The organism is Streptomyces sp. NBC_01426, from assembly GCF_036231985.1.
Classification (GTDB): domain Bacteria; phylum Actinomycetota; class Actinomycetes; order Streptomycetales; family Streptomycetaceae; genus Streptomyces.
In genome coordinates this window covers 5,880,691-5,903,353 of the sequence record NZ_CP109500.1, presented here as the reverse complement: position 1 = coordinate 5,903,353, position 22,663 = coordinate 5,880,691, and the positions used below count along the sequence as shown (strand labels likewise).

The following is a 22,663-nucleotide window of genomic DNA, read 5'->3' as shown; positions in this document are numbered from 1 at the left end:
GTGACGGCGGGCCTGACTCAGGGTAGCCGGCGCGCGCGGCGCGAGGGCCCGGCGGCCGACCCGTGGGACGACCGCCGGGCCCTCGCGGACGGGGCCTAGAGCTTCTGCTGCCGGATGATGTCCTCCAGCGATCCGGAGGGCAGCGATCCGTCGGGGGTCAGCTTGTCCACGGCCCGGGGCAGCGACTGGGCGATCTGATCGGCGGCGTGCTCGGGGCTGACGCCCGTCTGCTCGGCCACCTTCTGCAGGGTCTCGTTCGGCAGTGCCTCGGCGATCTGCGCGCCGGTGACGGCCTTGTTCTCGCCGGTGCCGACCCACGACTGGGCCTGGTCGACGAGGCCGGACTTGGTCAGCATGTCCATCAGCCCGCCGAGCGGGTTGTTGCCGCCGCCGGCCGCCTGGGCTCCGCCGCCACCGCCACCGCCGGTGAGCGCACCGAGCAGGGCGCCGAGGATGTTGCCGCCACCGCCGCCGCCACCCGCCTGGCCGCCGCCGCTGCCGCCGAGGAGCGAGCCCAGGAGAGAACCGAGGTCGTTACCCGCCATCGTCATGCCTTTCGGAGAGGGACCGGTCCGCGCTCGTACGGCGCCGCCGGCTTCGAGACAGGGACAATCTCACCCGGATCACCCCATGACGCCACTTGGCGCACGGCCCCCGAACCCGCCCCCGGGGCACCTGGGGTAGAACGATCGGCATGATCTTCCACATCGTCGCGCTCACCGACTGGACGGCCGCGCCCGAGCTCCCGTACGCCCCCGCCTCGCTCGATTCCGAGGGTTTCGTGCACTGCTCGGCGGACCGTGCGACGGCTCTCGCGATCACCGAGGCGTACTACCGGGACACCCCCGGCACCCTGCTGACCGTGGAGCTGGACGAGGCGGCGCTGACCGCCGAGGTCCGCCGGGAGGGTGAATCAGGCGGCCTCTACCCCCATGTCCACGGCCCGTTGAACCGGGATGCGGTGGTACGCGTGTGGGAGGTGGTGCGCACACCCGGCACTCCTGCCACATGGGAACCGTGGCAGTCGGGCGACCGACGCGCGCCGCACGGCAGCGAAGAGCCTGGCGCGGCGGACTTCTCCTGAAGCCCGCCGCAGACCAGGATGCTGCTCGCCCAGCCTGGCCACACAGCGAGGAGACAGTCATGAGCGACCCCACACGGACCGCCCGGCGCACCGTACTGGCGGCAGGGGCGGTGGCCCTCACGGGCGGTGCCCTCACGGCGTGCGGCACGTCCTCCGAGAAGCCCGCGAGCGAGGCGGGTACCGGATCGACCCCACAGGACGCCGGGTCCTCGCCCGCCGGGTCCTCGGCCGGGGGCGCCGCGCTGGTGAAGTCCTCGTCCGTACCGGTCGGCGGCGGCACCGTGCTCAAGGAGCAGAAACTCGTGGTGACCCAGCCGACGGCCGGGTCCTTCCGCTGCTTCACCGCCGTCTGCCCCCACCAGGGGTGCCTGGTGAACAAGGTGGAGAACGGCAGCATCGACTGCCCCTGCCACGGCAGCAAGTTCGAGATCACGGACGGCGCGGTGACCAAGGGTCCGGCCGCCACCGGGCTCGCCGAGAAGAAGATCGTCGTGTCCCCGGGCGGTGAAATCTCCCTCGCGTAGCGCGGGGGCGTCCGCCTACTCTCCCGGGATGAACGACCTCACCCTCGTCCGGGACCACACCGTCTACTCCTGCGTGATGGGCTCCCGCGCGTTCGGGCTGGCGACGGAGGCGAGCGACACCGACGTGCGCGGTGTCTACCTCGCCCCCACGCCGCTGTTCTGGCGCTTCGAGAAGCCGCCCACGCACGTGGAGGGGCCGCGGGACGAGGAGTTCTCCTGGGAGCTGGAGCGCTTCTGCGAACTGGCGGTGCGCGCCAACCCGAACATCCTGGAGTGCCTGCACTCCCCGCTGGTGGAGCGGGTCACCCCGGTCGGCGAGGAACTCCTGTCCCTGCGCGGGGCCTTCCTCTCCCGCCGGGCCCACGTCACGTTCACCCGCTACGCGGCCGGTCAGCACGGCAAGCTCCTCGCGGACGTGCGCACCCACGGCGCGCCGCGCTGGAAGCACGCCATGCACCTGCTGCGCCTGCTCGGGTCCTGTCGCGACCTGCTGCGCACGGGCCGCCTGGAGATCGACGCCGGCGCCGACCGGGAGCGTCTCCTGGCGGTGCGGCGCGGTGAGGTGGGCTGGGCGGAGGTGGACTCCTGGATGTCCCGCCTGACCGGGGAGGCGGAGGCGGCCCTCGCCGGCAGTCCCCTGCCGGCGGAGCCGGACCACGCCCGGGTGGAGGACTTCCTGATCCGTGCCCGCCGGAGTTCGGCGGCGTGACCCGCTGATGGCGGGTCACGGCGCCGCGGGGCGGGCCCGGCCGGGTCGGGATCGGCTCAGGCGTCCCAGAGGGCCCCGAGGGCCAGGAGTTCGTCGCGGTACTCGATGCGGCCCTCCCAGTCCCGGGGCCAGACGTCCGCGCCGAGGTGGGCGCCCGCGAAGGCGCCGGCCAGGCAGGCGATGGAGTCGGAGTCGCCCTTGGTGCAGGCGGCCCGGCGCAGGACGGTCAGCGGCTCGTCGGGGAAGAGCAGGAAGCAGTGCAGGGCGGTGGCGAAGGCCTCCTCGGCGATCCAGCCGTCGCCCGTGGCCAGGCAGGGGTCGGTCTCCGGGGACGGCGACTTCAGCGCGGCCGCGACCCGGTCCAGGACGCCCAGGCACTCGTCCCAGCCGCGGGCCATGAAGGTCCGCTCCGTGGCGTCGGAGGTCCTGCGCATCCACAGGTCGCCCAGCCAGTGCTCGTGGTAGCGGGTGCGGTTCTCCAGGGCGTACGAGCGCAACTGCCCGACCAGGCCCGTCACCTCGGTGCCGCGCGCGAGCAGGTACACGGCCCTGGCCGTCAGGTCGGAGGCCGCGAGGGCCGTCGGGTGGCCGTGCGTCAGGGCGGACTGGAGCTGGGCCGCGCCGGCGCGCTCCTCCTCGGTCCAGCCGGGCACCAGGCCCACGGGGGCCACCCGCATGTTCGCGCCGCAGCCCTTGGAGCCGATCTGGCTGGCGTCGCGCCAGTCCCGCTCCGGCTGGTCGAGGAGCCGGCAGGCGCGCAGGCAGGTGTTGCCCGGGGCCCGGTTGTTCTCCGGCGAGTGGTACCACTCGACGAACTCCTCCCGGACGGGTCGGGTCAGCCGCAGGGGTCCTGTGCGACCCCGCTCCCCCGCGGTGCGCATGCCGCGGGCCAGCGCGAGCGTCATCTGGGTGTCGTCGGTGACGATCGCCGGGCGGGGCAGGGCCATCTGCCGCCAGGGGCCGGTCTTGGAGAGGATCGACGGGACGTCGTTGAACTCCGTCGGGAAGCCGAGGGCGTCGCCCAGAGCGAGGCCGAGCAGGGCCCCGGTCGCCGCGCGCTTCTTCGTCGTCACGGTCATCGTGCGTGTCCTTCCGAGGGGCGGAGCAGGGGCGGGTGCAGGGCCGTCGCGGGCCCGGAGCGGTAGAGCGCGGCCGGTTTGCCGCGGCCGCCGGTCAGTCGGGCCGCTCCCGCCACGACCTCGACGAAGCCGGGGGTGGCGAGGACCTTGCGGCGGAAGTTGGGGCGGTCCAGGGCGGTGTCCCAGACGGTCTCGTAGACGGCCTGGAGCTCGCCGAGGGTGAACTCGGGCGGGCAGAAGGCCGTGGCCAGGCAGCTGTACTCCAGCTTCGAACCGATCCGCTCGCGCGCGTCGTCGAGGATGACGGCGTGGTCGAAGGCCAGTCCGGCGGCCTCGCCCACGGGCACCCAGCGGGCCCCGTCGGCGTCGCCGCCGCCGTCCGCGGCCGGCTCCGGCATGTCGGGGACCAGTGCGGTGAAGGCCACCGACACCACCCGCATGCGGGGGTCGCGGTCGGGTTCGCTGTAGGTCCGCAGTTGCTCCAGGTGCAGGGCGGCGACCACGGCGTCGGACAGGCCGGTCTCCTCGGCGAGTTCGCGGCGTGCGGCGCTCTCGGCGGACTCGCGGGGCAGGACGAAACCGCCGGGCAGGGCCCAGGCGCCGGCGTACGGCTCCTGTCCGCGCCGGATCAGCAGCACGTGCAGGGCGCCGGCGCGGACGGTGAAGACGGCGAGGTCGACGGTCACCGCGAACGGTTCGAAGGCGTGGGGGTCGTATCCGGTGGTCATCCGTTCTCCACCCGCGCGTTCTCGGGCAGCGGGTCCGTGAAGTGCCATCCCTCGGCGAGCAGTTCGTCGACCGCGGCCACGGCCGCGGTCAACCGCGTCTCCCGGTCGCCGCCCATGAGCAGGAAGCGCTTCCCGGTGGCGGTGAGTTCCTCCCGGAAGCGTCCGGTCATCCACGGTCGCAGATGGGGTCCGTCGCGCAGCCCGTCGTCCTCGAAGGGCACGTCGACGTCGTCGGTCAGCAGGTACAGGTCCCGCCGCGTGCGGGAGGCGATCTCCTCGACCTCCTCGTTGCGGCCGCCCATGTACCGCTCGTGCCAGATGCCGGTCGCGAAGGAGTCCGTGTCGCAGAAGAGCACCGGTGAGCCGAGCCGGGCCGCCTGTTCCTCCTCGGCGTCCTGGCGGCGGGCGATCAGGGGGAACTCCCGCGACGCGAAGGACACCTCGGACCAGGAGGCCGCCGGGTCCGCGGCCCGCGCCGCCGCCAGCTTCTCCTCGCTGTACCGGCGCCCGTACTCGGCGACCCAGCCCGTCTTGGCCCAGACTCCGCCGCGGCGGCGGTAGTGGGCCGCCAGGTCGCGCGAGAGCGTGGTCGTGCCCGTGGACTCGGCACCGAGGACGACCACGCGCCGGGTCAGGGCGGCCCGTACGGCGGGGCCCAGGAACTCCCAGCAGGCGGCGGGGTCCGCGCGGACGGCCGTCCCCGACACCGGGAAGAGGGTGCGGTCCGGGTCCACGCAGACCTCCTGGGCGCCGAAGCGCCGCGCGAGTTCCGTCCCGTACGCCTCCGAGGTGAAGACGGCGTCGACCCGGCCGGGCACGGCGGCGCGAAAGATCGCCATGTGCGCGTCCCAGATCGCCGGGTCGTGCAGGTCGACCGGGATGTCGTCGACCGCGCCGACGACGTGGGCGCCGGGGTGGGCCTCGCGCATCCAGGCGACCCGGTCGGCGAGCGGCACCGATTCGACGGAGGCCGCGCACACCAGCACGGTCAGTCGCTCGCACTGGTCCTGGGCGGTGCGCACCAGGTGGTGGTGGCCGGCGTGGGGCGGGTAGAACTTGCCGAGCACCAGCCCGTGACGGTGGCGCCTCATGCCGTCGCCGCCCGCACCGGCCCGCGGGAGCCCTCGGGGTCGTCGGTCCCCTCGGTCGCGGCGAGGGCGCGGCGCCAGCCGATCAGTCCGGCCACGCACAGGGCCAGGAAGCCGACGTACAGCACGGCCGTCACGTACAGGTCCTTGTGGACGTACAGCGGGATGGAGACGAGGTCGGTGGCGATCCACAGCCACCAGGACTCCAGGAGCTTGCGGCACTGCCCGTAGGTGGCCATGAGGGAGAGCCCGACGGCCAGCGCGTCCCAGAGGGGGACGGTGGAGTCGGTGGCGCGGTCCAGCAGCAGGGTGAGGGCGAGCACCCCCACCGCCCCCGCCGCGGCCAGGGCGACCCATTCGGTGCCCGTGGTCCGGCGCACCGGCAAGGTCTCGGCGGCTCCTGGTCCACCCCCGTGGGTCCAGGACCACCACCCGTACGCGGCGAGGGCGATGAAGACGATCTGGAGCCCGGCGTCGGCATAGAGGCCGGCCTGGGCGAAGAGCACGATGAAGAAGACGTTGTTCGCGATCCCGATGGGCCAGTTGGCGATGTGCTGCCGCGCCACCAGCCAGACGCACAGGGCGCCGGTGGCGGCGGCCAGGATCTCGGTCCAACTCGTCTGCCAGCCCATGAAGGCCCCACCTTCTTTAATAGTCAGGTTGACTATAAACATGATCGGGCGTGCGGGCAAGCAAAAAGCCCGCGGTGCCGAAGGGCACCGCGGGCTGTTCGGCCCCGGTGGACGGGGCTCGGTCGTGCGAGGCGTCGAATGGCCCCGCGCGAGGGTCCTACAGACCGACCTCGCGCATGAGCATGCCGACCTCGGTGTTGGTCAGGCGGCGCAGCCAGCCGGACTTCTGGTCACCGAGCTCGATCGGGCCGAAGGAGGTCCGGACGAGCTTCTCCACGGGGAAGCCGGCCTCCGCCATCATGCGGCGGACGATGTGCTTGCGGCCCTCGTGGAGGGTCACCTCGACCAGGTAGTTCTTGCCGAGCTGGTCGATGACGCGGAAGTGGTCGGCGCGGGCGTAGCCGTCCTCCAGCTCGATGCCGTCCTTGAGGCGCTTGCCGATCTCGCGGGGCAGCGGGCCGGTGATGGCAGCGACGTAGGTCTTCTTCACGCCGTACTTCGGGTGCGTGAGGCGGTGGGCCAGCTCACCGTGGTTGGTGAGCAGGATGATGCCCTCGGTCTCGGTGTCGAGCCGACCGACGTGGAAGAGACGGGTCTCGCGGTTGGTGACGTAGTCACCGAGGCACTGGCGGCCGTCGGGGTCCTCCATGGTGGAGACGACGCCGGCCGGCTTGTTCAGCGCGAAGAAGAGGTACGACTGCGTGGCGACGGTCAGGCCGTCCACCTTGATCTCGTCCTTCGGCTGGACGCGCTTGCCCTGCTCCAGCACGATCTCGCCGTTGACCTCGACACGGGCCTGCTCGATGAGCTCCTCGCACGCACGGCGCGAACCCATGCCGGCGCGGGCGAGCACCTTCTGCAGACGCTCCCCCTCCTCCTCGGCACCCGGGAAGGTCTTCGGGGTCTTGATCACGGGCTTGTCGGCGTACCGGTCGCGCACGCGCTCCTCGATCCGCGCGTCCAGCTCGCGGGGGCGCGACTGGCCGCTACGGCTGCCGGGGCCGCTGCGCGGGCCGCCGGCTCCACCGATGCCGGGGGTCCGGGAGGTACGGGGGCCACCCTTGGCGCCACCGCGCGCGGAGTCGCCGCGGGCACCGCCGCGGTTGCCGTCGGCCGCGCCGCGGGCACCGCCGCCGCCGGCCTTGGCGCCGCCGCGGCCGTTGCGCTCGCCCTCGGGGCCCACGTCGTAGCGACGCTCCTCGGGGCGGGGGTTGCGGGGACGCTGGGGGGCCTGGTCACGGTCACGGTCGCGCGAGGCGCCCGTGCCGGAGCCGGCGCCGCGGTAGCCGCCGCCGGAGCCGCTGCCACCACCGGAGGAGCCGCCGCGGTAGCCGCCGCCACCGGACGAACCGCCCGAGCCGCCGCCGCGGTAACCGCCGGAGCCGCCGGACGAACCGCCCGAACCGCCACCTCGGTAACCGCCGCCACCGCCGGAGCCGCCGGACGAACCGCCCGAGCCACCGCCCCGGTAGCCGCCGCCACCGCCCGAACCGCCGGAGGAGCCGCCGCGGGGGCCGCCGGAGGAGCCGCTGCCACCGCCGGAGCCGCCACCGCGGTGACCACCACCGCCGGAGGAGGGGCCGCCGCGGGCGTTACCACGCCCGCCGCCACCACCGCCGCCGCTGTTCCTGTTGCCGCCACCGTTGCCGTTACCGCTGCTTCGCATCAAAGTTCCGTCGTCTTGTCGTCTTCAAAGTAGTCCGGTGCATCAGGTGCGTCCGGATCGAACGACGGAACACCCTCTTGCGTCTCGGCTTCGATCGCGTCCGCCTCGGGGAGGAAGGGCGCGAGCTCCGGGAGCTCGTCCAGGCCGCGCAGGCCCATCCGCTCCAGAAAGTAGTTCGTCGTCCTGTACAGGATCGCACCTGTTTCGGGTTCCGTCCCCGCCTCGGCCACCAGACCCCGTTGCAGGAGGGTCCGCATGACCCCGTCGCAGTTCACTCCGCGGACCGCCGAGACCCTTGATCGACTCACCGGCTGGCGGTACGCGACGACCGCGAGGGTCTCCAGTGCCGCCTGGGTGAGCCGGGCCTGCCGGCCGTCCAGCACGAAGGCCTCCACCGCCGTCGCGAAGGCCGCGCGACTGTAGAACCGCCATCCGCCGGCGACCAGGCGCAGTTCGAAACCCCGCTCCTGGGCGGTGTACTCGTCGGCCAGTTCCCGCAGGGCGACCGCGACCTCGCGCGGGGTCCGTTCCAACACCTTGGCCAGGTGTTCCTCGGTCGCGGGTTCGTCGACGACCATGAGGACGGCCTCCAGGGCGCCCTTGAGGGCGAGCTCCGCCGACTCGGTCATTCCTTCGCCTCCACGATCTGATCGAACTCGTCCGTCACCGTCGGCATCCCGTCGCCGTCCCCGCCGCTCCAGCGCACGGTGAGCGTCCGCAGGGCCTCCTCCTGGTCGAGGACCACGGCCTTCTCCCGGTACAGCTCCAGCAGGGCCAGGAAGCGCGCCACGACGGTGAGGGTGTCCGGGGCGTCCTGCGTGAGTTCCGCGAAGGTGGCCTCCCCGCGGACCTTGAGCAGGGCGACGACCAGGGCGGCCTGCTCGCGGACGCTGACGAGCGGGGCGTGGATGTGGTCCACGTAGACCTGGGGCGTCGCCCTGGGCTGCATGGCCTGCACGGCCAGCCGGGCGAACCCCGCCGCGCCGATGCTGATCACCACGTCGGGCAGCAGTTCCGCGATGTGCGGCTCCAGTGCGACGGTGCGCGGGTACCGCAGACCCTCGTCCTGCGCCCGCTGCTCGAAGATCTCCGCGATCCGCTTGTACGCCCGGTACTGCAGGAGTCGGGCGAAGAGCAGGTCCCGGGCTTCCAACAGCGCCAGGTCGGCCTCGTCCTCGACCTCGGCCGCGGGCAGCAGCCGGGCGGCCTTCAGGTCGAGGAGGGTGGCGGCCACGACGAGGAACTCGGTGGTCTGGTCCAGGTCCCAGTCGGGTCCCATGGCACGGATGTGCGCCATGAACTCGTCGGTGACCCGGGACAGCGCGACCTCGGTCACATCGAGTTTGTGCCGCGAGATCAACTGGAGCAGCAGGTCGAAGGGTCCCTCGAAGTTCGCCAGCCGGAGCGTGAACCGGCCGTCGCCCGCGTCGACGGGTGCGTCGACGGGTGCGGCGGCGGGTGCGTTGACGGGAGCCTCACCGGTGGCCTGGAGGGCCTCAGGGGGCCCTGTGGGTGCCTGGACCGCCTCCGAGGCCTCCTGGGGGCCCGAGGCGGCTTCGGGGGCCTCCGGGAGCCCTGTGGGCGCCTCGGAGGGGATCCGGGGCGGCTTCTCCGCGGGGATCCGGGCCGGCGTCTCCGCGGGGATCCGGGGCGGCGTCTCGGGCGGTACGGGGGCCGGCTCCCGGCCTCCCGGCTCCCGCGGCCCCTCGTCCCCCTCGGCGGGGGCGCCCGGGCCGCGGCCCAGCCGGCGGCGGGCGGGGTGGTCGGGTTCGGCGGGAGGGTGCATCGAGGTCCAGGGTGGTGCGAGGGCGTACGGACGGGCCGGCACGGCGGTGCCGCCGAGGCGACGTTAGCGGGCCGGCCCTCGCCCTGGCGTCAGGCGCCGGTCAGCGCCCGCGCAGTCTTCGTACGAGGATGCTCGCGTCGCCCCGGGACTCCAGGTCCGCGAGGACCACGGCGACCGCCTCGCGGACGATGCGGCCGCGGTCGACGGCGAGGCCGTGCTCGCCGCGCAGCACCAGCCGCGCGTGCTCCAGGTCCATGAGCTCCTCCGCGGAGACGTAGACCGTGATCTTCTCGTCGTGCCGCTCGCGCCCGCTCGGCCGCCGGTTCGCGCCCCGGCCCTGCCCCTTGCCGCGCCGGGGCGCGGACGCCCCGGCGGCGGCGGTGGCAGAACCTTCCTGCGGCCTGCGCTGCGCGCCCACCGCCGGCTCGCCGGTCTCCCGGCCGCGCCCCTCCGTCGTGCCCTCCGCCGAGTTCGCCGGGTGTTCCGACTGCGCCGAGCCGCCCGCGGACTCCTCGACGCCCCGCCGCGGCGAGGACGACTGCAGCGCCATCCCCCCGGTCGTACGGAACAGTTCGTCGGCTCCGGGCAGACTCACTCGGCGGGACACCGGGCGAGCACCTCCCTGGCCAGCTGGCGGTAGGCGGCGGCGCCCACGGAGTTGGAGGCGTACGTGGTGATCGGTTCACCGGCGACCGTGGTCTCCGGGAAGCGCACCGTCCGGCCGATGACCGTGTGGTAGACGTGGTCGTCGAAAGCCTCGACGACGCGCGCCAGCACCTCACGGCTGTGCACCGTCCGGGAGTCGTACATCGTGGCGAGGATGCCGTCGAGTTCCAGCTCCGGGTTGAGCCGCTCCTGCACCTTCTCGATGGTCTCGGTCAGCAACGCCACACCGCGCAGCGCGAAGAACTCGCACTCCAGGGGGACGATCACCTTGTGAGCCGCCGTCAGGGCGTTCACGGTCAGCAGACCCAGCGAGGGCTGACAGTCGATCACGATGTAGTCGTAGTCGGCCATCAGGGGCTTGAGGGCCCGCTGCAGGGTGGATTCGCGCGCGACCTCACTGACCAGCTGCACCTCGGCGGCGGACAGGTCGATGTTGCTCGGCAGCAGGTCCATGTTGGGGACCGCCGTCTTCAGCAGCACCTCGTCGGCCGACATGCCCCGCTCCATGAGCAGGTTGTAGACCGTCAGGTCGAGTTCCATCGGGTTCACGCCGAGACCCACGGACAGCGCGCCCTGGGGGTCGAAGTCGACGAGCAGCACGCGGCGCCCGTACTCGGCGAGCGCGGCACCCAGGTTGATGGTCGACGTGGTTTTTCCCACGCCGCCCTTCTGGTTGCACATCGCGATGATCTTCGCCGGACCGTGGTCGGTCAGTGGACCGGGGATCGGGAAGTACGGCAGCGGCCGTCCGGTCGGGCCGATCCGCTCACGGCGCTGACGTGCAGCGTCGGGGGCGAGAGTGGCCGCGTACTCGGGGTCGGGCTCGTACTCCGCGTCGGGGTCGTAGAAGTGCCCTTCGGGCACGTTGTCATAGTCGGCGAAACCCACGGGCTTTTCGCCGCTCAGGTCGCCGGCCCTGGAGTTCACGTCTAGGCCGTCCATGCTGTTTCGGGGCGTCGTCATGTGCTGGTGGTTTGCGAAGGTGCGGACTGCGACGGAGCCGACAGCTTCGATTCCGGCAGGGCCCTGGCCCCGCGCAGGCATTCCTGCTCGACCACCCCCAGGAGCAAATGTCGACTCATTCACAAGTCGTCTTACCTCCTCGGACGTGACCAGGACACTTATCGATAGGTCAGCGTGGCACCATGCCGACGGTTGGCGACTCTATGGCGTGTCACCGCCCAGCGGCAACACAATCCGCCGGACCCGACGCGTTGTGTCGGCAACCGAACACCACTCTGTCAAGGGCGTACGAGCTGTCGCCGCGAAGTTTCGCAGGTGTGCGAAAGGGTTAAAGGGTTACGTTCGAGGCGAGTTGAGCGGCCTCGACGCGCACCCCGAAAACGCGTCCGGCCGGACCTCGCGAGCAAGGTCCGGCCGGAGACGTGAGATTGACGTCAGTCGTTGACGGTTCAGCCGAGCAGCGTGCTCAGCGGGAGCGTCGGGAGACCGTGGGCGTCGGCGACGGGACCGTAAACGACCTGCCCGTCATGGGTGTTGAGGCCCAGACCGAGGGCCGCGTCGCGGCGCAGCGCCTCGACCCAGCCGAGGTTCGCGAGCTGCACGATGTAGGGCAGGGTCGCGTTCGTCAGGGCGTAGGTGGAGGTGTTCGGCACCGCGCCCGGCATGTTGGCGACGCAGTAGAAGACCGAGTTGTGGACCTGGAAGGTCGGCTCGGCGTGGGTGGTCGGACGGGAGTCCTCGAAGCAGCCGCCCTGGTCGATCGCGATGTCGACAAGGACACTTCCGGGCTTCATCTTGGCGACGAGCTCGTTGGTGACCAGCTTCGGGGCCTTCGCACCCGGGATCAGCACCGCGCCGATGACCAGGTCGGCCTCGGTGACGGCCTTCTCCAGCTCGAAGGCGTTGGAGACGATCGTCTTGATCTTCGTACCGAAGACCTTGTCGGCCTCGCGGAGCTTGTTGATGTCCTTGTCGAGCAGGGTCACGTGGAAGCCCATGCCGATGGCGATCTGAGCCGCGTTCCAGCCGGAGACACCGCCGCCGATGACCACGCACTCGCCGGCGTGGGTGCCGGGGACGCCGCCGGGCAGGACGCCGCGGCCGCCGGCCGAGCGCATCAGGTGGTAGGCGCCGACCTGCGGGGCCAGCCGGCCCGCGACCTCGGACATCGGGGCGAGCAGCGGGAGCGCGCGGTTGGCGAGCTCGACCGTCTCGTACGCGATGGCGGTGGTGCCGGACTCCAGGAGGGCGTCCGTGCACTCGCGGGAGGCCGCCAGGTGCAGGTAGGTGAAGAGCGTCTGGTCCTTGCGAAGGCGGTGGTACTCCTCCGCGATCGGCTCCTTGACCTTCAGCAGGAGGTCCGCGGTCGCCCAGACCTCGTCGGCGGTGCCGAGGATCTCGGCGCCGGCGGAGACGTACTCCGCGTCCGTGATCGAGGAGCCGACACCGGCGTTCTGCTCGACGAAGACCTGGTGGCCGTTGCGGACCAGCTCATGCACGCCGGCGGGCGTGATGGCGACCCGGAACTCGTTGTTCTTGACCTCGCGGGGGATGCCGACCTTCATCGTCGATCACGGTCCTTGGCTCAGGGGATTTTTCGGGTCACTTCCATACATACCCGCTCACAAGAACGCGCAACGGGATGCACCACGAGATGACGTGGTGGAGCCAGTCTAATGAAGGATGAGTCGCTGTCTAGCCTTGCAAACAAATAATCTCAGTCGGAATCACTACGGATTTCGCAGGCAGCAGGGTCATCTCCCAGCAATCTGTCGGCTGCGGACCGGTGCAGCCTTGCAGCCGCGGGGTCGCCCAGCCTGTCCAGCGTGTCGGCCAGCCGCACCTGCAGCGCGGCCTGAAGTCGCAGGTCCCCGGCCCTGCGCGCCAACTCGATCGCCTCGCGGCAGGTGTGCAGGGACTCCTCGGGTCGTCCGGCGTACTCCTGGATCCGCGCCATCTCGCTCAACGCCTTTGCCTGGCCCGGGACATCGGCCAGCCGTCGGTAGCCGGCGGCGGCGGCGCGCCAACTGCGCAGCGCCTCCCCGTAACGGCCCGCGTACGTGTGCACGTTGCCGAGCCGGCCGTACAGCCTGGCCTCGTCCAGACGCTCCCCCCGGGCGAGTGCCTGGGTCAGGGCCCGGCCGAACCAGTCGGAGGCCCGGTACCAGTCCGCCAGCTCCTGGTACGCGCCGCCTACGGATTCCATCGCGCGGCCCGTCGCGTACGGGTCGTTCGCCGCCTTTCCGGCGACCAGCGCGGCCCGGTACCGCTCCAGCGCCTCGTGGGTGCGGCCGGTCTCGGCGTCCAGGTCGGCCAGGTTCAGCAGTGCGGCGGCCTGCTCCCGGTACAGGTCGCGGCGTTCGGCGACGTCCAGGACCAGGCGGTGCAGCCCGTACAGCTCGGGAGCGGCCGCCTCGGTCCCGCGGTGTTCCGCGAGGGCCCGTACGAGGGCCGAGACCAAGCGGCGGGCCAGGGTGTCCAGGTCCCCGTCGGCCACCGCGAGGGCGGCCGACGCGGACAGGGCGGGCAGCCGGGTGTCCAGCCAGCCGGCGGCGGCCCGCCGGTCGGCGAAGCGGAGGGCGCGGGGCAACCCGTCCAGTCGCTCCCGCACGAGCTCCTCGTCCTCCTCGGCCATGGCCCGGCAGGAGGTGAGAAGACGCACGGTCCGCTCCAGCATCCGGGCCCGGGCCAGCTGCACCTCGGCCGGACGCTCCTTGGCCTCCAGCAGGGCCTGGAGCAGGGGCGCGAGGCAGCCGGGCAACAGGAACAGACCGTCGGGGGCGTGCCGGACGAGACCCAGCCCGGCGAAGTCCTCCAGGGTGGACTGCGCGGCGGCCACGGAGCAGCCGGCCAGGGCGGAGGCGGTGTGCGCGTCGATGAAGCCGGCGGGCGCGAGCGGAAGCAGGCGCAGGGTCCGCTGGGCGGGCTGGGGCAGCGATTCGTAGACGAGCCGGAAGGAGCGGGCCAGCGGCCCGCTGGTGCCGGGCGGCATGTCGTGGAGCTGCTTGGCCACGTCGGCCACGGCGGCCTTCGGGTGGGCGGCGAGCCAGCCGCCGACCAGGGCGAGTGCGGCGGGTTGCCCCCCGCACTCCTCGGCGAGGGTCTCGGCGGCGCGCGGGTCCACGGTGATCCGGGTGTCCCCGATGCTGTGCGCGAGCATCTGGACGGCGGAGGGGGTGTCCAGTCCTCCGAGGGTGCAGGGGCGGACGTCCGGGATCCCGGTGAGCGGCCCTTCGGCGGTCACCACGACCAGGCACTCGGGGGTGTCCGGCAGCAGGGCGTCGACCTGGTGGGGGTCGGCGGCGTCGTCGACGAGCAGGATGACCCGCCGCCCGGTGAGCGCGGTGCGCAGTTCGGAGCTGAGGTCGTCCTCGCCGGCCCCGGGCGGGGTGGAGTGACCGAGGCCCTCCAGCAGGGTCCTGACGGCCCGTTCGGTGGCGACGGTCTCCCCGCCGGGCGTGGTGAGCCTCACCTTCACGACCCCGTCGGGGTAGTCGTCGCGCACTTCGCGGACGAACGCCTCGGCGAGCGCCGTCCGCCCCGAACCGGGGCGACCCGCGACGAGCAGGACCCTCGCGCGGGGCGCCTTCGCCTTGCGCCCCGAGAGGGTGTCGAGCCCGGTCCGTGCGATGTCCTCGCGCAGCTCCTTGAGCTCACGCCGCCGCCCGACGAAATCCGTCACGGGATCCGCTCCTCTCCCTGCCTTAGGGTTGCCGAGCGTAGTTCACGCAGAGCGACGACCCGTGTGGAGCGCGGCGGGCACATCGCCCGATCGGATCAGCCGATGGTCACACCAGACCCCCCGACGGCCCTCCGCCCACCCCCGGACCGGGCCGCGACGGAGCGGAACAGGGTGGAGCGGGACGGCGCGGGCGGCCCGGCGCGGCGAGGGCCGGGCGGCTATGCCTCGTAGGGCCGGGCCGACCACGGCGCGTCGGCCGGGCGCAGGGCGTCCAGACCGCCCTCGACGGCGAGGGCCGCGGACAGGGCCAGCACACCCGACACCAGTCCGGGGTTCGCCAGCTCGCCGGCCAGCACCCCCCGCACGAGTTCCGCGAGCGGGATCCGGGCGAACTGCATGTCCGCCTCCTCCTCCGACACCTCGAAGCGCGCGCCCTCCGCCTCGGCGAGGTCCCGCGCCAGGAACACGCGGATCGCCTCGTCCGAGCCGCCGGGCGAGGCGTAGAAGTCCACCAGCACCCGCCAGTCGTCGGCCTTGACGTGCACCTCTTCGTACAGCTCGCGCTGCGCGGCGTGCAGCGGGTTCTCCCCCGGCACGTCGAGCAGGCCCGCCGGCAGCTCCCACAGCTTCCGGCGCACCGGGTGTCGGTACTGCCGCAGCAGGAGCACCTGCCCGTCCTCGTCCAGCGCCAGCACGCACACCGACCCCGGGTGCACCTGGTAGTCCCGGCGCACGGTCGCGCCGTCCGGCATCCGGACCACGTCGGAGCTCACGGCCGTCTTGGCGCCCTCGAAGGGCCGCCGGGTCGAGACCGTCTCCCAGGTTTCCGAGGTGTCCTTGATCTCGATGTCGATGCCCATGCAATGTCCTCCACAACGCGCGACAGCCGGGGTACGGATCTCCGTGCCCCGGCTGTCTACGTTATGCGGTCAGGCCCTCGGGCCCCGCAGGCTCACTTGGCGGACTGCCGGCGCTCCACCGCGGCCTTGACCAGACCCACGAACAGCGGGTGCGGCCGGGTCGGGCGGGAGCGCAGCTCCGGGTGCGCCTGGGTGGCGACCAGGTAGGGGTGCACCTCGCGCGGGTACTCGACGTACTCGACGAGCTTGTTGTCGGGGGACACGCCCGAGAAGACCAGACCGGCCTTCTTCTCCAGCTCGCCGCGGTAGGCGTTGTTCACCTCGTAGCGGTGACGGTGACGCTCGTCCACGTAGGCCTCGTCGCCGTAGACCTCGCGGACGATGGAGCCCTCGGCGAGCTTCGCCGGGTACATGCCCAGACGCATGGTGCCGCCCAGGTCGCCGGCGCCCTCGACGAAGGCCAGCTGCTCCTCCATGGTCGAGATGACCGGGTGCGGGGTCGAGGCGTCGAACTCGGTGGAGTTGGCGTCCGCGATGCCCGCGAGGTTGCGCGCGGCCTCGATGACCACGCACTGCAGACCCAGGCACAGGCCCAGCAGCGGGATCCGGTTCTCGCGGGCGTAGGTGATCGCGCCGACCTTGCCGTTGACGCCGCGGTCCCCGAAGCCGCCGGGAACGCAGATCGCGTCCACGTCGCCGAGTACCGCCGCCGCACCGGCCGGGGTCTTGCAGTCGTCGGAGGTGACCCACTTGATCTGCACGCGCGCCCTGTTGGCGAACCCGCCGGCGCGCAGCGCCTCGGTCACCGAGAGGTAGGCGTCGGGCAGGTCGATGTACTTGCCGACGAGCGCGACCTTGACCTCGTGGTCGGGGTTGTGGACCCGGTCCAGCAGGTCCTCCCAGACGCGCCAGTCCACGTCGCGGAAGGGCAGGTCGAGCTTGCGCACGACGTAGGCGTCCAGGCCCTCGGTGTGCAGCACCTTCGGGATGTCGTAGATCGACTTCGCGTCGATCGCGGCGACCACCGCGGCCTCGTCGACGTCGCACATCAGCGAGATCTTGCGCTTGATGGAGGTCGGGACCTCACGGTCGGCGCGCAGCACGATCGCGTCGGGCTGGATGCCGATGTTGCGCAGGGCCGCGACCGAGTGCTGGGTCGGCTTGGTCTTCAGCTCGCCGGAGGGGCCGATGTAGGGCAGCAGCGAGATGTGCACGACGAAGACGTTGTCGCGGCCGACCTCGTGGCGGACCTGACGGACGGTCTCCAGGAACGGCAGCGACTCGATGTCGCCCACGGTGCCGCCGACCTCGGTGATGACGACGTCGACGTCCTCGGTCGCCATGCGGCGGATGCGGCTCTTGATCTCGTTGGTGATGTGCGGGATGACCTGCACGGTGTCACCGAGGTACTCGCCGCGCCGCTCCTTGGCGATGACCTGCGAGTAGACCTGGCCGGTCGTGACGTTCGCCGAGCCGTCGAGGTCGACGTCGAGGAAGCGCTCGTAGTGGCCGATGTCCAGGTCGGTCTCGGCGCCGTCGTTGGTGACGAACACCTCACCGTGCTGGAAGGGGTTCATCGTGCCGGGGTCGACGTTCAGGTAGGGGTCGAGCTTCTGCATCGTGACCCGCAGGCCGCGCGCCTTCAGCAGCGCACCCAGGCTGGAGGCCGTCAGCCCCTTGCCGAGGGACGAAGCGACACCCCCGGTGACGAAGATGTGCTTGGTCGTCATGGCTGTGCTGTTTCGAAAAGCAGCGGGCGGCGTCGCCAAGAGGGGGCTCCCGTGGTCGCGAGGTGAGGGTGCGTCCGGCGCCGGCCACCGTCGAACCGGAAGGGTCTCAGGGGGCGCCGAAGCTGCGGTTTCGGGGCTCCTGATTCGCACAGGCAGACCACCGGTCCACGGGGTACCAGCCTATCAGCGCCCGGGCCGGTCTGCCTCCGGCGACGCGGTCCGGGCCTCGCGTAGCGTGCGCGCCACACCCGCGCGTCCGGCATTTGCGCAGGTCACCCGTTCGGACGAGCCGCATTGTTCCGAGACTTAAGGAGATCACTAGGGTGCCGTCATATCCTGCTCGAATATCGCTGCACATCGCCGCCGAGCAGTCCGGCCTACGGTGTAACCACGCCGGTTCCGGAATCATGGACTCTACGCGGGGATCCCTACACACACGGAGACCGCGCAACCGCGCAATGCAAGCGCCCTCAGGGGCGGACGTGGCCGTTCGACTGGAGATGCAACGTGTCCGGGCGCATCGAGGATTACGCACTGATCGGGGACATGCAGACCGCTGCGTTGGTCTGCAGGGACGGAGCCGTGGACTGGTTGTGCCTTCCACGGTTCGATTCCCATGCCGTCTTCGCGAGCATTCTCGGCACCGAGGAACACGGGTTCTGGCGGGTCGGTCCCGCGGTCCCGTCCGGCACCCCGGCCCCGCGGGCCGATCGCCGGCGCTATCGCGGTGACTCCCTGGTGCTCGAAACGGAGTGGGACACCCCGAGGGGGACCGTCCGTGTCATCGACTTCATGCCTCCCCGCGAGGATCACGCACCGCAACTGATCCGCGTCGTGGAGGGCGTCAGCGGGCGCGTCCCGATGCGCTCGGCCCTGCGGATGCGTTTCAGTTACGGGCGGATCGTGCCCTGGGTACACAAGGTGGACGGCCGCACGGTGGCCGTCTCCGGCCCGGACTCGGTCTGGCTGGACACCGACGCGCAGACCTACGGCAAGGACCTGACGACGTACTCCGACTTCACCGTCGGGCCCGGCGACCGGGTGGCCTTCGCCATCAGTTGGCAGGCCTCGCACCGGGGCGCCCCCGAGGCGCCGGACGCCGAGGAGGCGCTGGGGGTCACCACCGACTTCTGGCGCGAGTGGGTCGACCAGTGCACGTACCACGGCCCCTACCGGGAAGCCGTGGTCCGCTCCCTGATCACGCTCAAGGCCCTCACGTACGGGCCCACGGGCGGCATCGTCGCCGCGCCGACCACCTCCCTGCCGGAGGAGATCGGCGGCAGCCGCAACTGGGACTACCGGTACACGTGGCTGCGCGACGCCGCCATCACCCTGTCCTCGCTCCTGCGCACCGGCTACCGCGACGAGGCCTCCGCCTGGCGGGACTGGCTGCTGCGCGCGGTGGCCGGCGACCCCGAGAACCTGCAGATCATGTACGGCATCGCGGGCGAACGGGAACTCGGCGAGACCGAGCTGGACTGGCTGCCCGGCTACGAGAACTCCCAGCCGGTCCGCGTCGGCAACGGCGCCGCCCACCAACTCCAACTCGACGTGTACGGCGAGGTCACCGAGGCCCTCCACCTGGGCCACATGACGGGCCTGGCCCGCAACGACTACGCCTCGCTGCTCCAACTCAAGCTCATCCGCTACCTGGAGACCCACTGGAACGAGCCGGACGAGGGCATCTGGGAGGTGCGCGGCCCCCGCCGCCACTTCGTGCACTCCAAGGTGATGGCGTGGGTGGCCGTGGACCGCACGATCAAGCTGATCGAGAGCGGTGACGCGGACGGCCCGCTGGAACGGTGGCGCGAACTGCGCGACGAGATCCACGCGGACGTGTGCGAGAAGGGCTACGACAAGGACCGCAACACCTTCACCCAGTCGTACGGGTCGAAGGAACTGGACGCCTCGCTGCTGCTCATCCCACAGATGGGCTTCCTTCCACCGGACGACAAGCGGGTCATCGGCACCATCGAGGCGATCCAGCGCGAGCTGTCGACCCCCGACGGCTTCATCCTGCGCTACCCGACGGCCGGCGAGGAATGCGGCGTGGACGGCCTGGAGGGCGACGAGGGCGCCTTCCTCGCCTGCTCGTTCTGGATGGCCGACGACCTCGCGATGATCGGCCGGGTCGACGAGGCCCGCCGGCTCTTCGAGAAGCTGCTGTCGCTGCGCAACGACCTGGGCCTGCTCGCCGAGGAGTGGGACCCCAAGCTCCAGCGCCAGGTCGGCAACTTCCCGCAGGCCTTCAGCCACGTCCCGCTGATCGACACCGCGCTGCGCCTGACGGCGAGCGGGGCGTACGGGGGCTGACCCCGGGCCCGCCCGGTCCCACCGACGTGAACGCGCCGGTAGGACCGGGCCCGCCTAGCCTGGAAGGGTCTTGTGTGCCCCTCCGCGGAAGGGGGCGGTCATGGCCCCGCTCTCGAAGGCGGGCGCGGCGTTGACCGCGCTTCGCGAAGACCTCTCCGGTGCGGTGCTCGCGCCCGACGATCCGGGCTACGACGAGGCCCGGACCGTCTTCAACGCCATGGTCGACCGACGTCCCGCCGTGATCGCGCAGTGCGAGAGCGAGTCGGACGTGGTCACGGCCGTGCGGTTCGCCCGCGCGTTGGACCTGCCGATCGCGGTGCGGGGCGGCGGCCACAGCGTCGCCGGCACGGCCCTGGGCGACGGCGCGCTGGTGGTGGACCTGCGCCGGATGAACGAGGTGACGGTGCATCCGGGGGCGAAGGCCGTACGGGTGTCCGGCGGCGCCCTGATGAGCGATCTGGACCGGGCCTGCGCGCCGCACGACCTGGCCACCACCGGCGGCCGGGTCTCGACGACCGGGGTCGGCGGGTTCGTGCTCGGCGGTGGCTCGGGCTGGCTGGACCGGAAGTTCGGCCTGGCCGTCGACAATCTCCTCGGGGTGGACCTGGTCACCGCCGACGGCGACATCGTCAGCACGACCGCCGCGGACGAACCGGAGCTGTTCTGGGCCCTGCACGGCGGGGGCGGCAACTTCGGGGTCGCCACCTCGCTGACGCTGCGACTGCACGAACTGCCCGCGATGTCGGTCGCGATGCTCATGTACGCCCCCGAGCGGGGTCCCGAGGTCACCCGCATGTACCGGGAGATCATCGAGGCCGCGCCGCCCGAGGCGAGCGGTGGCGTGATCCACCTCACCGCGCCGCCGGAGCCGTTCGTGCCGCCGCACCTGGTCGGCACGATGCTCTGCGGGGTGCTCCTGACGTACGCCGGTCCCGAGGACGCCATGCGCGCGCTGCTGGCGCCGCTGCTGGCCGTGCCGCACGAGGTGGAGATCGTCACCGCGATCCCGTACGCGGACCTCCAGTGCATGATCGACGACCCGCCGGGGATGCGGAACTACTGGTCCGCCGAGTACCTGACGGGGCTGCCGGACGAACTGGTCGACCTGTACTGCGCCCGCGCCGCGTCCATGCCCGTTCCGACCGGCACCCAGCACATCCTGTTCCCGCTGGGCGGGGCGATCGCGCAGGGGCCTGCGGACTTCCCCGTGCCGTACCGGGACGCCGCCTGGGCGGTGCACCCGTTCGCCGTCTGGGAGGACCCTGCGGACGACGAGCGGTGCCGGCGGTGGGTGAAGGACGTACGGGCCGACGCGCAGCCGTGGAGCACCGGGGCGGTGTACCTCAACTTCCTCGGCGACGAGGGCGCGGACCGGGTCGCGGCGGGCCTCGGCGAGGACAACCTGCGGCGCCTGGCCTCGGTGAAACGGCGGTTCGACCCGGACAACGTCTTCCGGTTCAACCACAACATCAAGCCGGCCTGAGGCCCTGGTAGCGTCCCGCGACATGGACAACCAGGGCGGGATCACTGTTCAGCGGGCGCTGGAGCTGCCGGGACTGCGCAGCGGTCTGCCGGAGGTGATGGCCTGCGCCGATCGGCTCGGGCGGACCGTGCGCTGGGTCCACGCCGGCGAGGTCCCCAACATCGCCTCCCTCCTCAAGGGCGGCGAGCTGCTCCTGACCACCGGGCTGGGCCTGGGCACCCGGCCGGCCGAACAGCGTGCCTTCGTGCGCCGCCTCGCGGACCGGGGCATCGCCGCGCTGGTCGTCGAACTGGGCCCGCGCTTCACGCGCCTGCCCGCCACCATCGTCGAGACGGCCCGGGCGGCCGGCCTCCCCCTCGTGCAGCTCCACCGCGAGGTGCCGTTCGTCACCGTGACGGAGGAGGTCCACACCGAGATCGTCAACGGCCACTACGCCCTGCTCCAGCGGGCCGAGGAGGTCCACCGGCGATGTACCGAGGCCCTGCTGGGCGGCGGCGGGATCCCGCAGGTGCTGAGCATCCTCGCCGACTTCACGGCGAACCCGGTCTTCCTGGAGACCCCCGACGGCCGGCTCCTCTACGCCGCCGGGCCGGTCTCCGGGGACGCCGCCGCCGACCCGCTCCAGGTGTGGGAGGGCCTGCGGGGCCAGCGCGAGGCCGAGCCGTCCGCCAACGCGGTGGTGGTCGACGTGCCCGGGGGCGGTCACGGCACGGGCTCGGTGCGGGCGCGCGTGGTCCTGCTCGGGGTCTCGGCCCCGCTGCTGCCCGTCCACCGGATGGCGGCGGAGCGGACGGCCGGCGTGCTGGCGGTGGTGTTGATGCAGGCCCGTCAGGAGGACGAGCTGTCCGCGCGCGGCCGGGGCGACTTCCTGACGGATCTCGCGGAGGGCCGCATCTCCGCCGAGGACGCCCCGGCGCAGGCGCGCGTCCTGGGCTTCAAGCCGGGAGCGGGCCCGCTCCTGCCGGTCGTGATGCGGCTGGCCACGGACCCGGGCACGTCCGGGAACTGGGCGGTCCTCGCGCGGGCGGTGCTGGAGGAACTGTCCTCGGTCGGCGTCCCCGTGCTGCTGGGGGTCCGCCCGGTGGAGGGCCGGGTGCCGCTGCTGGTGTCCCTGCGGACGGAGTCGGAGCGCACGACGGTCGCCGACCGGGTCGCGGCGGCGTTGCGCGCCGGCGTGGAGCGGGCCGGTCTGGACCGGGCGGGTGCCTCGCCGGCGGTGGTCGTGGGCGTCTCGGGGAGTTGGGCGGCGGCCTCGGCCGGGCTGCGGCACGCCGCCGAGACGGCGACGGCGGCCCACGGTCTGCCGGCCCGCCCCTGGTACGACGCCCGGCGCCTGGACATCGACCTGCTGCTGTGGCGGCTGCGCGAACACCCCGACCTCGCCGCCTTCGTGGACCGGGCGATCGGCCCGCTGCGGGTGCACGACGTGGCCTCCCGCCCCTCGCTGCTGCCGACCCTGGAGACGTACCTGGCGCACGCGGGCCGCAAGGCGGAGACGGCGCGTGAGCTGCATCTGAACCGTCAGACGCTGTACAACCGGCTGGCCCGCATCTCGGAGCTCCTGGGCACGGACCTGGACGACCCGGAGACGGTGCTCTCCCTCAGCCTCGCCCTCCGCGCCCGGCGCCACACCGCCTCCTGAGCCGGCGGGCGGCGGACCGCGTCCGGGG

19 protein-coding genes and 1 pseudogene are annotated in these 22,663 nt (G+C 72.2%); 6 read left to right on the top strand and 14 right to left on the bottom strand.

The genetic code is table 11. From position 1 onward, the window contains the following. Nucleotides 1-95: 95 nt before the first annotated feature. Nucleotides 96-560, bottom strand: a pseudogene (locus OG906_RS26250) (YidB family protein); the annotation flags it as partial. 134 nt (nucleotides 561-694) lie between these two features. Here OG906_RS26250 and OG906_RS26245 point away from each other — a divergent pair. The 3 genes from OG906_RS26245 to OG906_RS26235 are packed head-to-tail and all read left to right on the top strand — an operon-like array spanning nucleotide 695 to nucleotide 2,317. Beyond that, nucleotides 695-1,084, top strand: coding sequence for a DUF952 domain-containing protein (locus tag OG906_RS26245; protein ID WP_267828773.1), 390 nt, complete (start codon nucleotides 695-697; stop codon nucleotides 1,082-1,084). A gap of 59 nt (nucleotides 1,085-1,143) precedes the next feature. Next, nucleotides 1,144-1,608 (top strand): Rieske (2Fe-2S) protein, encoded by a 465-nt coding sequence (locus tag OG906_RS26240; RefSeq protein WP_267828772.1) that lies wholly within the window; start codon nucleotides 1,144-1,146, stop codon nucleotides 1,606-1,608. Between the two features lie 28 nt (nucleotides 1,609-1,636). Next, nucleotides 1,637-2,317: a nucleotidyltransferase domain-containing protein gene (locus OG906_RS26235; RefSeq protein ID WP_329446246.1), complete on the top strand. Its 681-nt coding sequence runs from the start codon at nucleotides 1,637-1,639 to the stop codon at nucleotides 2,315-2,317. A 56-nt stretch (nucleotides 2,318-2,373) separates the two neighbouring features. Here OG906_RS26235 and OG906_RS26230 read toward each other — a convergent pair whose 3' ends face one another. The 13 genes from OG906_RS26230 to OG906_RS26170 all read right to left on the bottom strand — a co-directional run bounded on the left by OG906_RS26230 (nucleotide 2,374) and on the right by OG906_RS26170 (nucleotide 17,197). Beyond that, the gene (locus OG906_RS26230; RefSeq protein WP_329446244.1) at nucleotides 2,374-3,396 is read right to left on the bottom strand and encodes an ADP-ribosylglycohydrolase family protein; all 1,023 of its coding nucleotides are present in this window, start codon (nucleotides 3,394-3,396) and stop codon (nucleotides 2,374-2,376) included. Beyond that, nucleotides 3,393-4,124, bottom strand: a complete 732-nt coding sequence (locus OG906_RS26225) for an NUDIX hydrolase (protein WP_267802091.1) — start codon at nucleotides 4,122-4,124, stop codon at nucleotides 3,393-3,395. The genes OG906_RS26230 and OG906_RS26225 overlap by 4 nt, the downstream gene beginning before the upstream one ends. Then, on the bottom strand, nucleotides 4,121-5,215 hold the full coding sequence (locus tag OG906_RS26220) for an AAA family ATPase (protein ID WP_329446242.1): 1,095 nt from the start codon (nucleotides 5,213-5,215) through the stop codon (nucleotides 4,121-4,123). The genes OG906_RS26225 and OG906_RS26220 overlap by 4 nt, the downstream gene beginning before the upstream one ends. Further along, nucleotides 5,212-5,844, bottom strand: a complete 633-nt coding sequence (gene pnuC / locus OG906_RS26215) for a nicotinamide riboside transporter PnuC (protein ID WP_329446240.1) — start codon at nucleotides 5,842-5,844, stop codon at nucleotides 5,212-5,214. Before pnuC ends, OG906_RS26220 begins: the two co-directional genes overlap by 4 nt. 157 nt (nucleotides 5,845-6,001) lie before the next feature. Then, the gene (locus OG906_RS26210; protein ID WP_329446238.1) at nucleotides 6,002-7,510 is read right to left on the bottom strand and encodes a pseudouridine synthase; all 1,509 of its coding nucleotides are present in this window, start codon (nucleotides 7,508-7,510) and stop codon (nucleotides 6,002-6,004) included. Further along, entirely contained in the window at nucleotides 7,510-8,139 is a 630-nt protein-coding gene (scpB, locus tag OG906_RS26205) for an SMC-Scp complex subunit ScpB (RefSeq protein ID WP_329446236.1), read from the bottom strand. The genes OG906_RS26210 and scpB overlap by 1 nt, the downstream gene beginning before the upstream one ends. Further along, entirely contained in the window at nucleotides 8,136-9,296 is a 1,161-nt protein-coding gene (locus tag OG906_RS26200) for a segregation and condensation protein A (RefSeq protein WP_329446234.1), read from the bottom strand. Before OG906_RS26200 ends, scpB begins: the two co-directional genes overlap by 4 nt. 100 nt (nucleotides 9,297-9,396) lie before the next feature. After that, on the bottom strand, nucleotides 9,397-9,903 hold the full coding sequence (locus tag OG906_RS26195; protein ID WP_267802085.1) for a hypothetical protein: 507 nt from the start codon (nucleotides 9,901-9,903) through the stop codon (nucleotides 9,397-9,399). Further along, nucleotides 9,888-11,006 (bottom strand): ParA family protein, encoded by a 1,119-nt coding sequence (locus OG906_RS26190; protein ID WP_267802084.1) that lies wholly within the window; start codon nucleotides 11,004-11,006, stop codon nucleotides 9,888-9,890. Before OG906_RS26190 ends, OG906_RS26195 begins: the two co-directional genes overlap by 16 nt. Nucleotides 11,007-11,374: 368 nt before the next feature. Then, nucleotides 11,375-12,490 carry an alanine dehydrogenase gene (gene ald / locus OG906_RS26185; protein ID WP_267802083.1) on the bottom strand — a complete coding sequence of 372 codons (1,116 nt, stop codon included), beginning with the start codon at nucleotides 12,488-12,490 and terminating at the stop codon, nucleotides 11,375-11,377. Between the two features lie 152 nt (nucleotides 12,491-12,642). Then, nucleotides 12,643-14,607 (bottom strand): tetratricopeptide repeat protein, encoded by a 1,965-nt coding sequence (locus OG906_RS26180; RefSeq protein WP_267802082.1) that lies wholly within the window; start codon nucleotides 14,605-14,607, stop codon nucleotides 12,643-12,645. Between the two features lie 218 nt (nucleotides 14,608-14,825). Then, entirely contained in the window at nucleotides 14,826-15,455 is a 630-nt protein-coding gene (locus tag OG906_RS26175; protein ID WP_329448141.1) for an NUDIX hydrolase, read from the bottom strand. Nucleotides 15,456-15,559: 104 nt separating this feature from the next. Then, nucleotides 15,560-17,197: a CTP synthase gene (locus tag OG906_RS26170; RefSeq protein ID WP_329446230.1), complete on the bottom strand. Its 1,638-nt coding sequence runs from the start codon at nucleotides 17,195-17,197 to the stop codon at nucleotides 15,560-15,562. 507 nt (nucleotides 17,198-17,704) lie between these two features. Here OG906_RS26170 and OG906_RS26165 point away from each other — a divergent pair. The 3 genes from OG906_RS26165 (at nucleotide 17,705) to OG906_RS26155 (ending at nucleotide 22,635) form a co-directional block, all read left to right on the top strand. Further along, nucleotides 17,705-19,510, top strand: a complete 1,806-nt coding sequence (locus tag OG906_RS26165; RefSeq protein WP_053679179.1) for a glycoside hydrolase family 15 protein — start codon at nucleotides 17,705-17,707, stop codon at nucleotides 19,508-19,510. 100 nt (nucleotides 19,511-19,610) lie between these two features. Next, nucleotides 19,611-20,993, top strand: coding sequence for an FAD-binding oxidoreductase (locus tag OG906_RS26160; RefSeq protein WP_329446227.1), 1,383 nt, complete (start codon nucleotides 19,611-19,613; stop codon nucleotides 20,991-20,993). Nucleotides 20,994-21,015: 22 nt separating this feature from the next. Beyond that, complete coding sequence (locus OG906_RS26155) at nucleotides 21,016-22,635, top strand: PucR family transcriptional regulator (protein ID WP_329446225.1); 1,620 nt, start codon at nucleotides 21,016-21,018, stop codon at nucleotides 22,633-22,635. The last annotated feature ends 28 nt before the right edge of the window (nucleotides 22,636-22,663 follow it).

Bases quoted from the DNA above. Each gene is read 5' to 3' on its own strand.
- OG906_RS26245 (WP_267828773.1), top strand. From the start codon at position 695: ATGATCTTCCACATCGTCGCGCTCACCGACTGGACGGCCGCGCCCGAG.
- OG906_RS26240 (WP_267828772.1), top strand. From the start codon at position 1,144: ATGAGCGACCCCACACGGACCGCCCGGCGCACCGTACTGGCGGCAGGG.
- OG906_RS26235 (WP_329446246.1), top strand. From the start codon at position 1,637: ATGAACGACCTCACCCTCGTCCGGGACCACACCGTCTACTCCTGCGTG.
- OG906_RS26230 (WP_329446244.1), bottom strand. From the start codon at position 3,396: ATGACCGTGACGACGAAGAAGCGCGCGGCGACCGGGGCCCTGCTCGGC.
- OG906_RS26225 (WP_267802091.1), bottom strand. From the start codon at position 4,124: ATGACCACCGGATACGACCCCCACGCCTTCGAACCGTTCGCGGTGACC.
- OG906_RS26220 (WP_329446242.1), bottom strand. From the start codon at position 5,215: ATGAGGCGCCACCGTCACGGGCTGGTGCTCGGCAAGTTCTACCCGCCC.
- pnuC (WP_329446240.1), bottom strand. From the start codon at position 5,844: ATGGGCTGGCAGACGAGTTGGACCGAGATCCTGGCCGCCGCCACCGGC.
- OG906_RS26210 (WP_329446238.1), bottom strand. From the start codon at position 7,510: ATGCGAAGCAGCGGTAACGGCAACGGTGGCGGCAACAGGAACAGCGGC.
- scpB (WP_329446236.1), bottom strand. From the start codon at position 8,139: ATGACCGAGTCGGCGGAGCTCGCCCTCAAGGGCGCCCTGGAGGCCGTC.
- OG906_RS26200 (WP_329446234.1), bottom strand. From the start codon at position 9,296: ATGCACCCTCCCGCCGAACCCGACCACCCCGCCCGCCGCCGGCTGGGC.
- OG906_RS26190 (WP_267802084.1), bottom strand. From the start codon at position 11,006: ATGCCTGCGCGGGGCCAGGGCCCTGCCGGAATCGAAGCTGTCGGCTCC.
- ald (WP_267802083.1), bottom strand. From the start codon at position 12,490: ATGAAGGTCGGCATCCCCCGCGAGGTCAAGAACAACGAGTTCCGGGTC.
- OG906_RS26170 (WP_329446230.1), bottom strand. From the start codon at position 17,197: ATGACGACCAAGCACATCTTCGTCACCGGGGGTGTCGCTTCGTCCCTC.
- OG906_RS26160 (WP_329446227.1), top strand. From the start codon at position 19,611: ATGGCCCCGCTCTCGAAGGCGGGCGCGGCGTTGACCGCGCTTCGCGAA.
- OG906_RS26155 (WP_329446225.1), top strand. From the start codon at position 21,016: ATGGACAACCAGGGCGGGATCACTGTTCAGCGGGCGCTGGAGCTGCCG.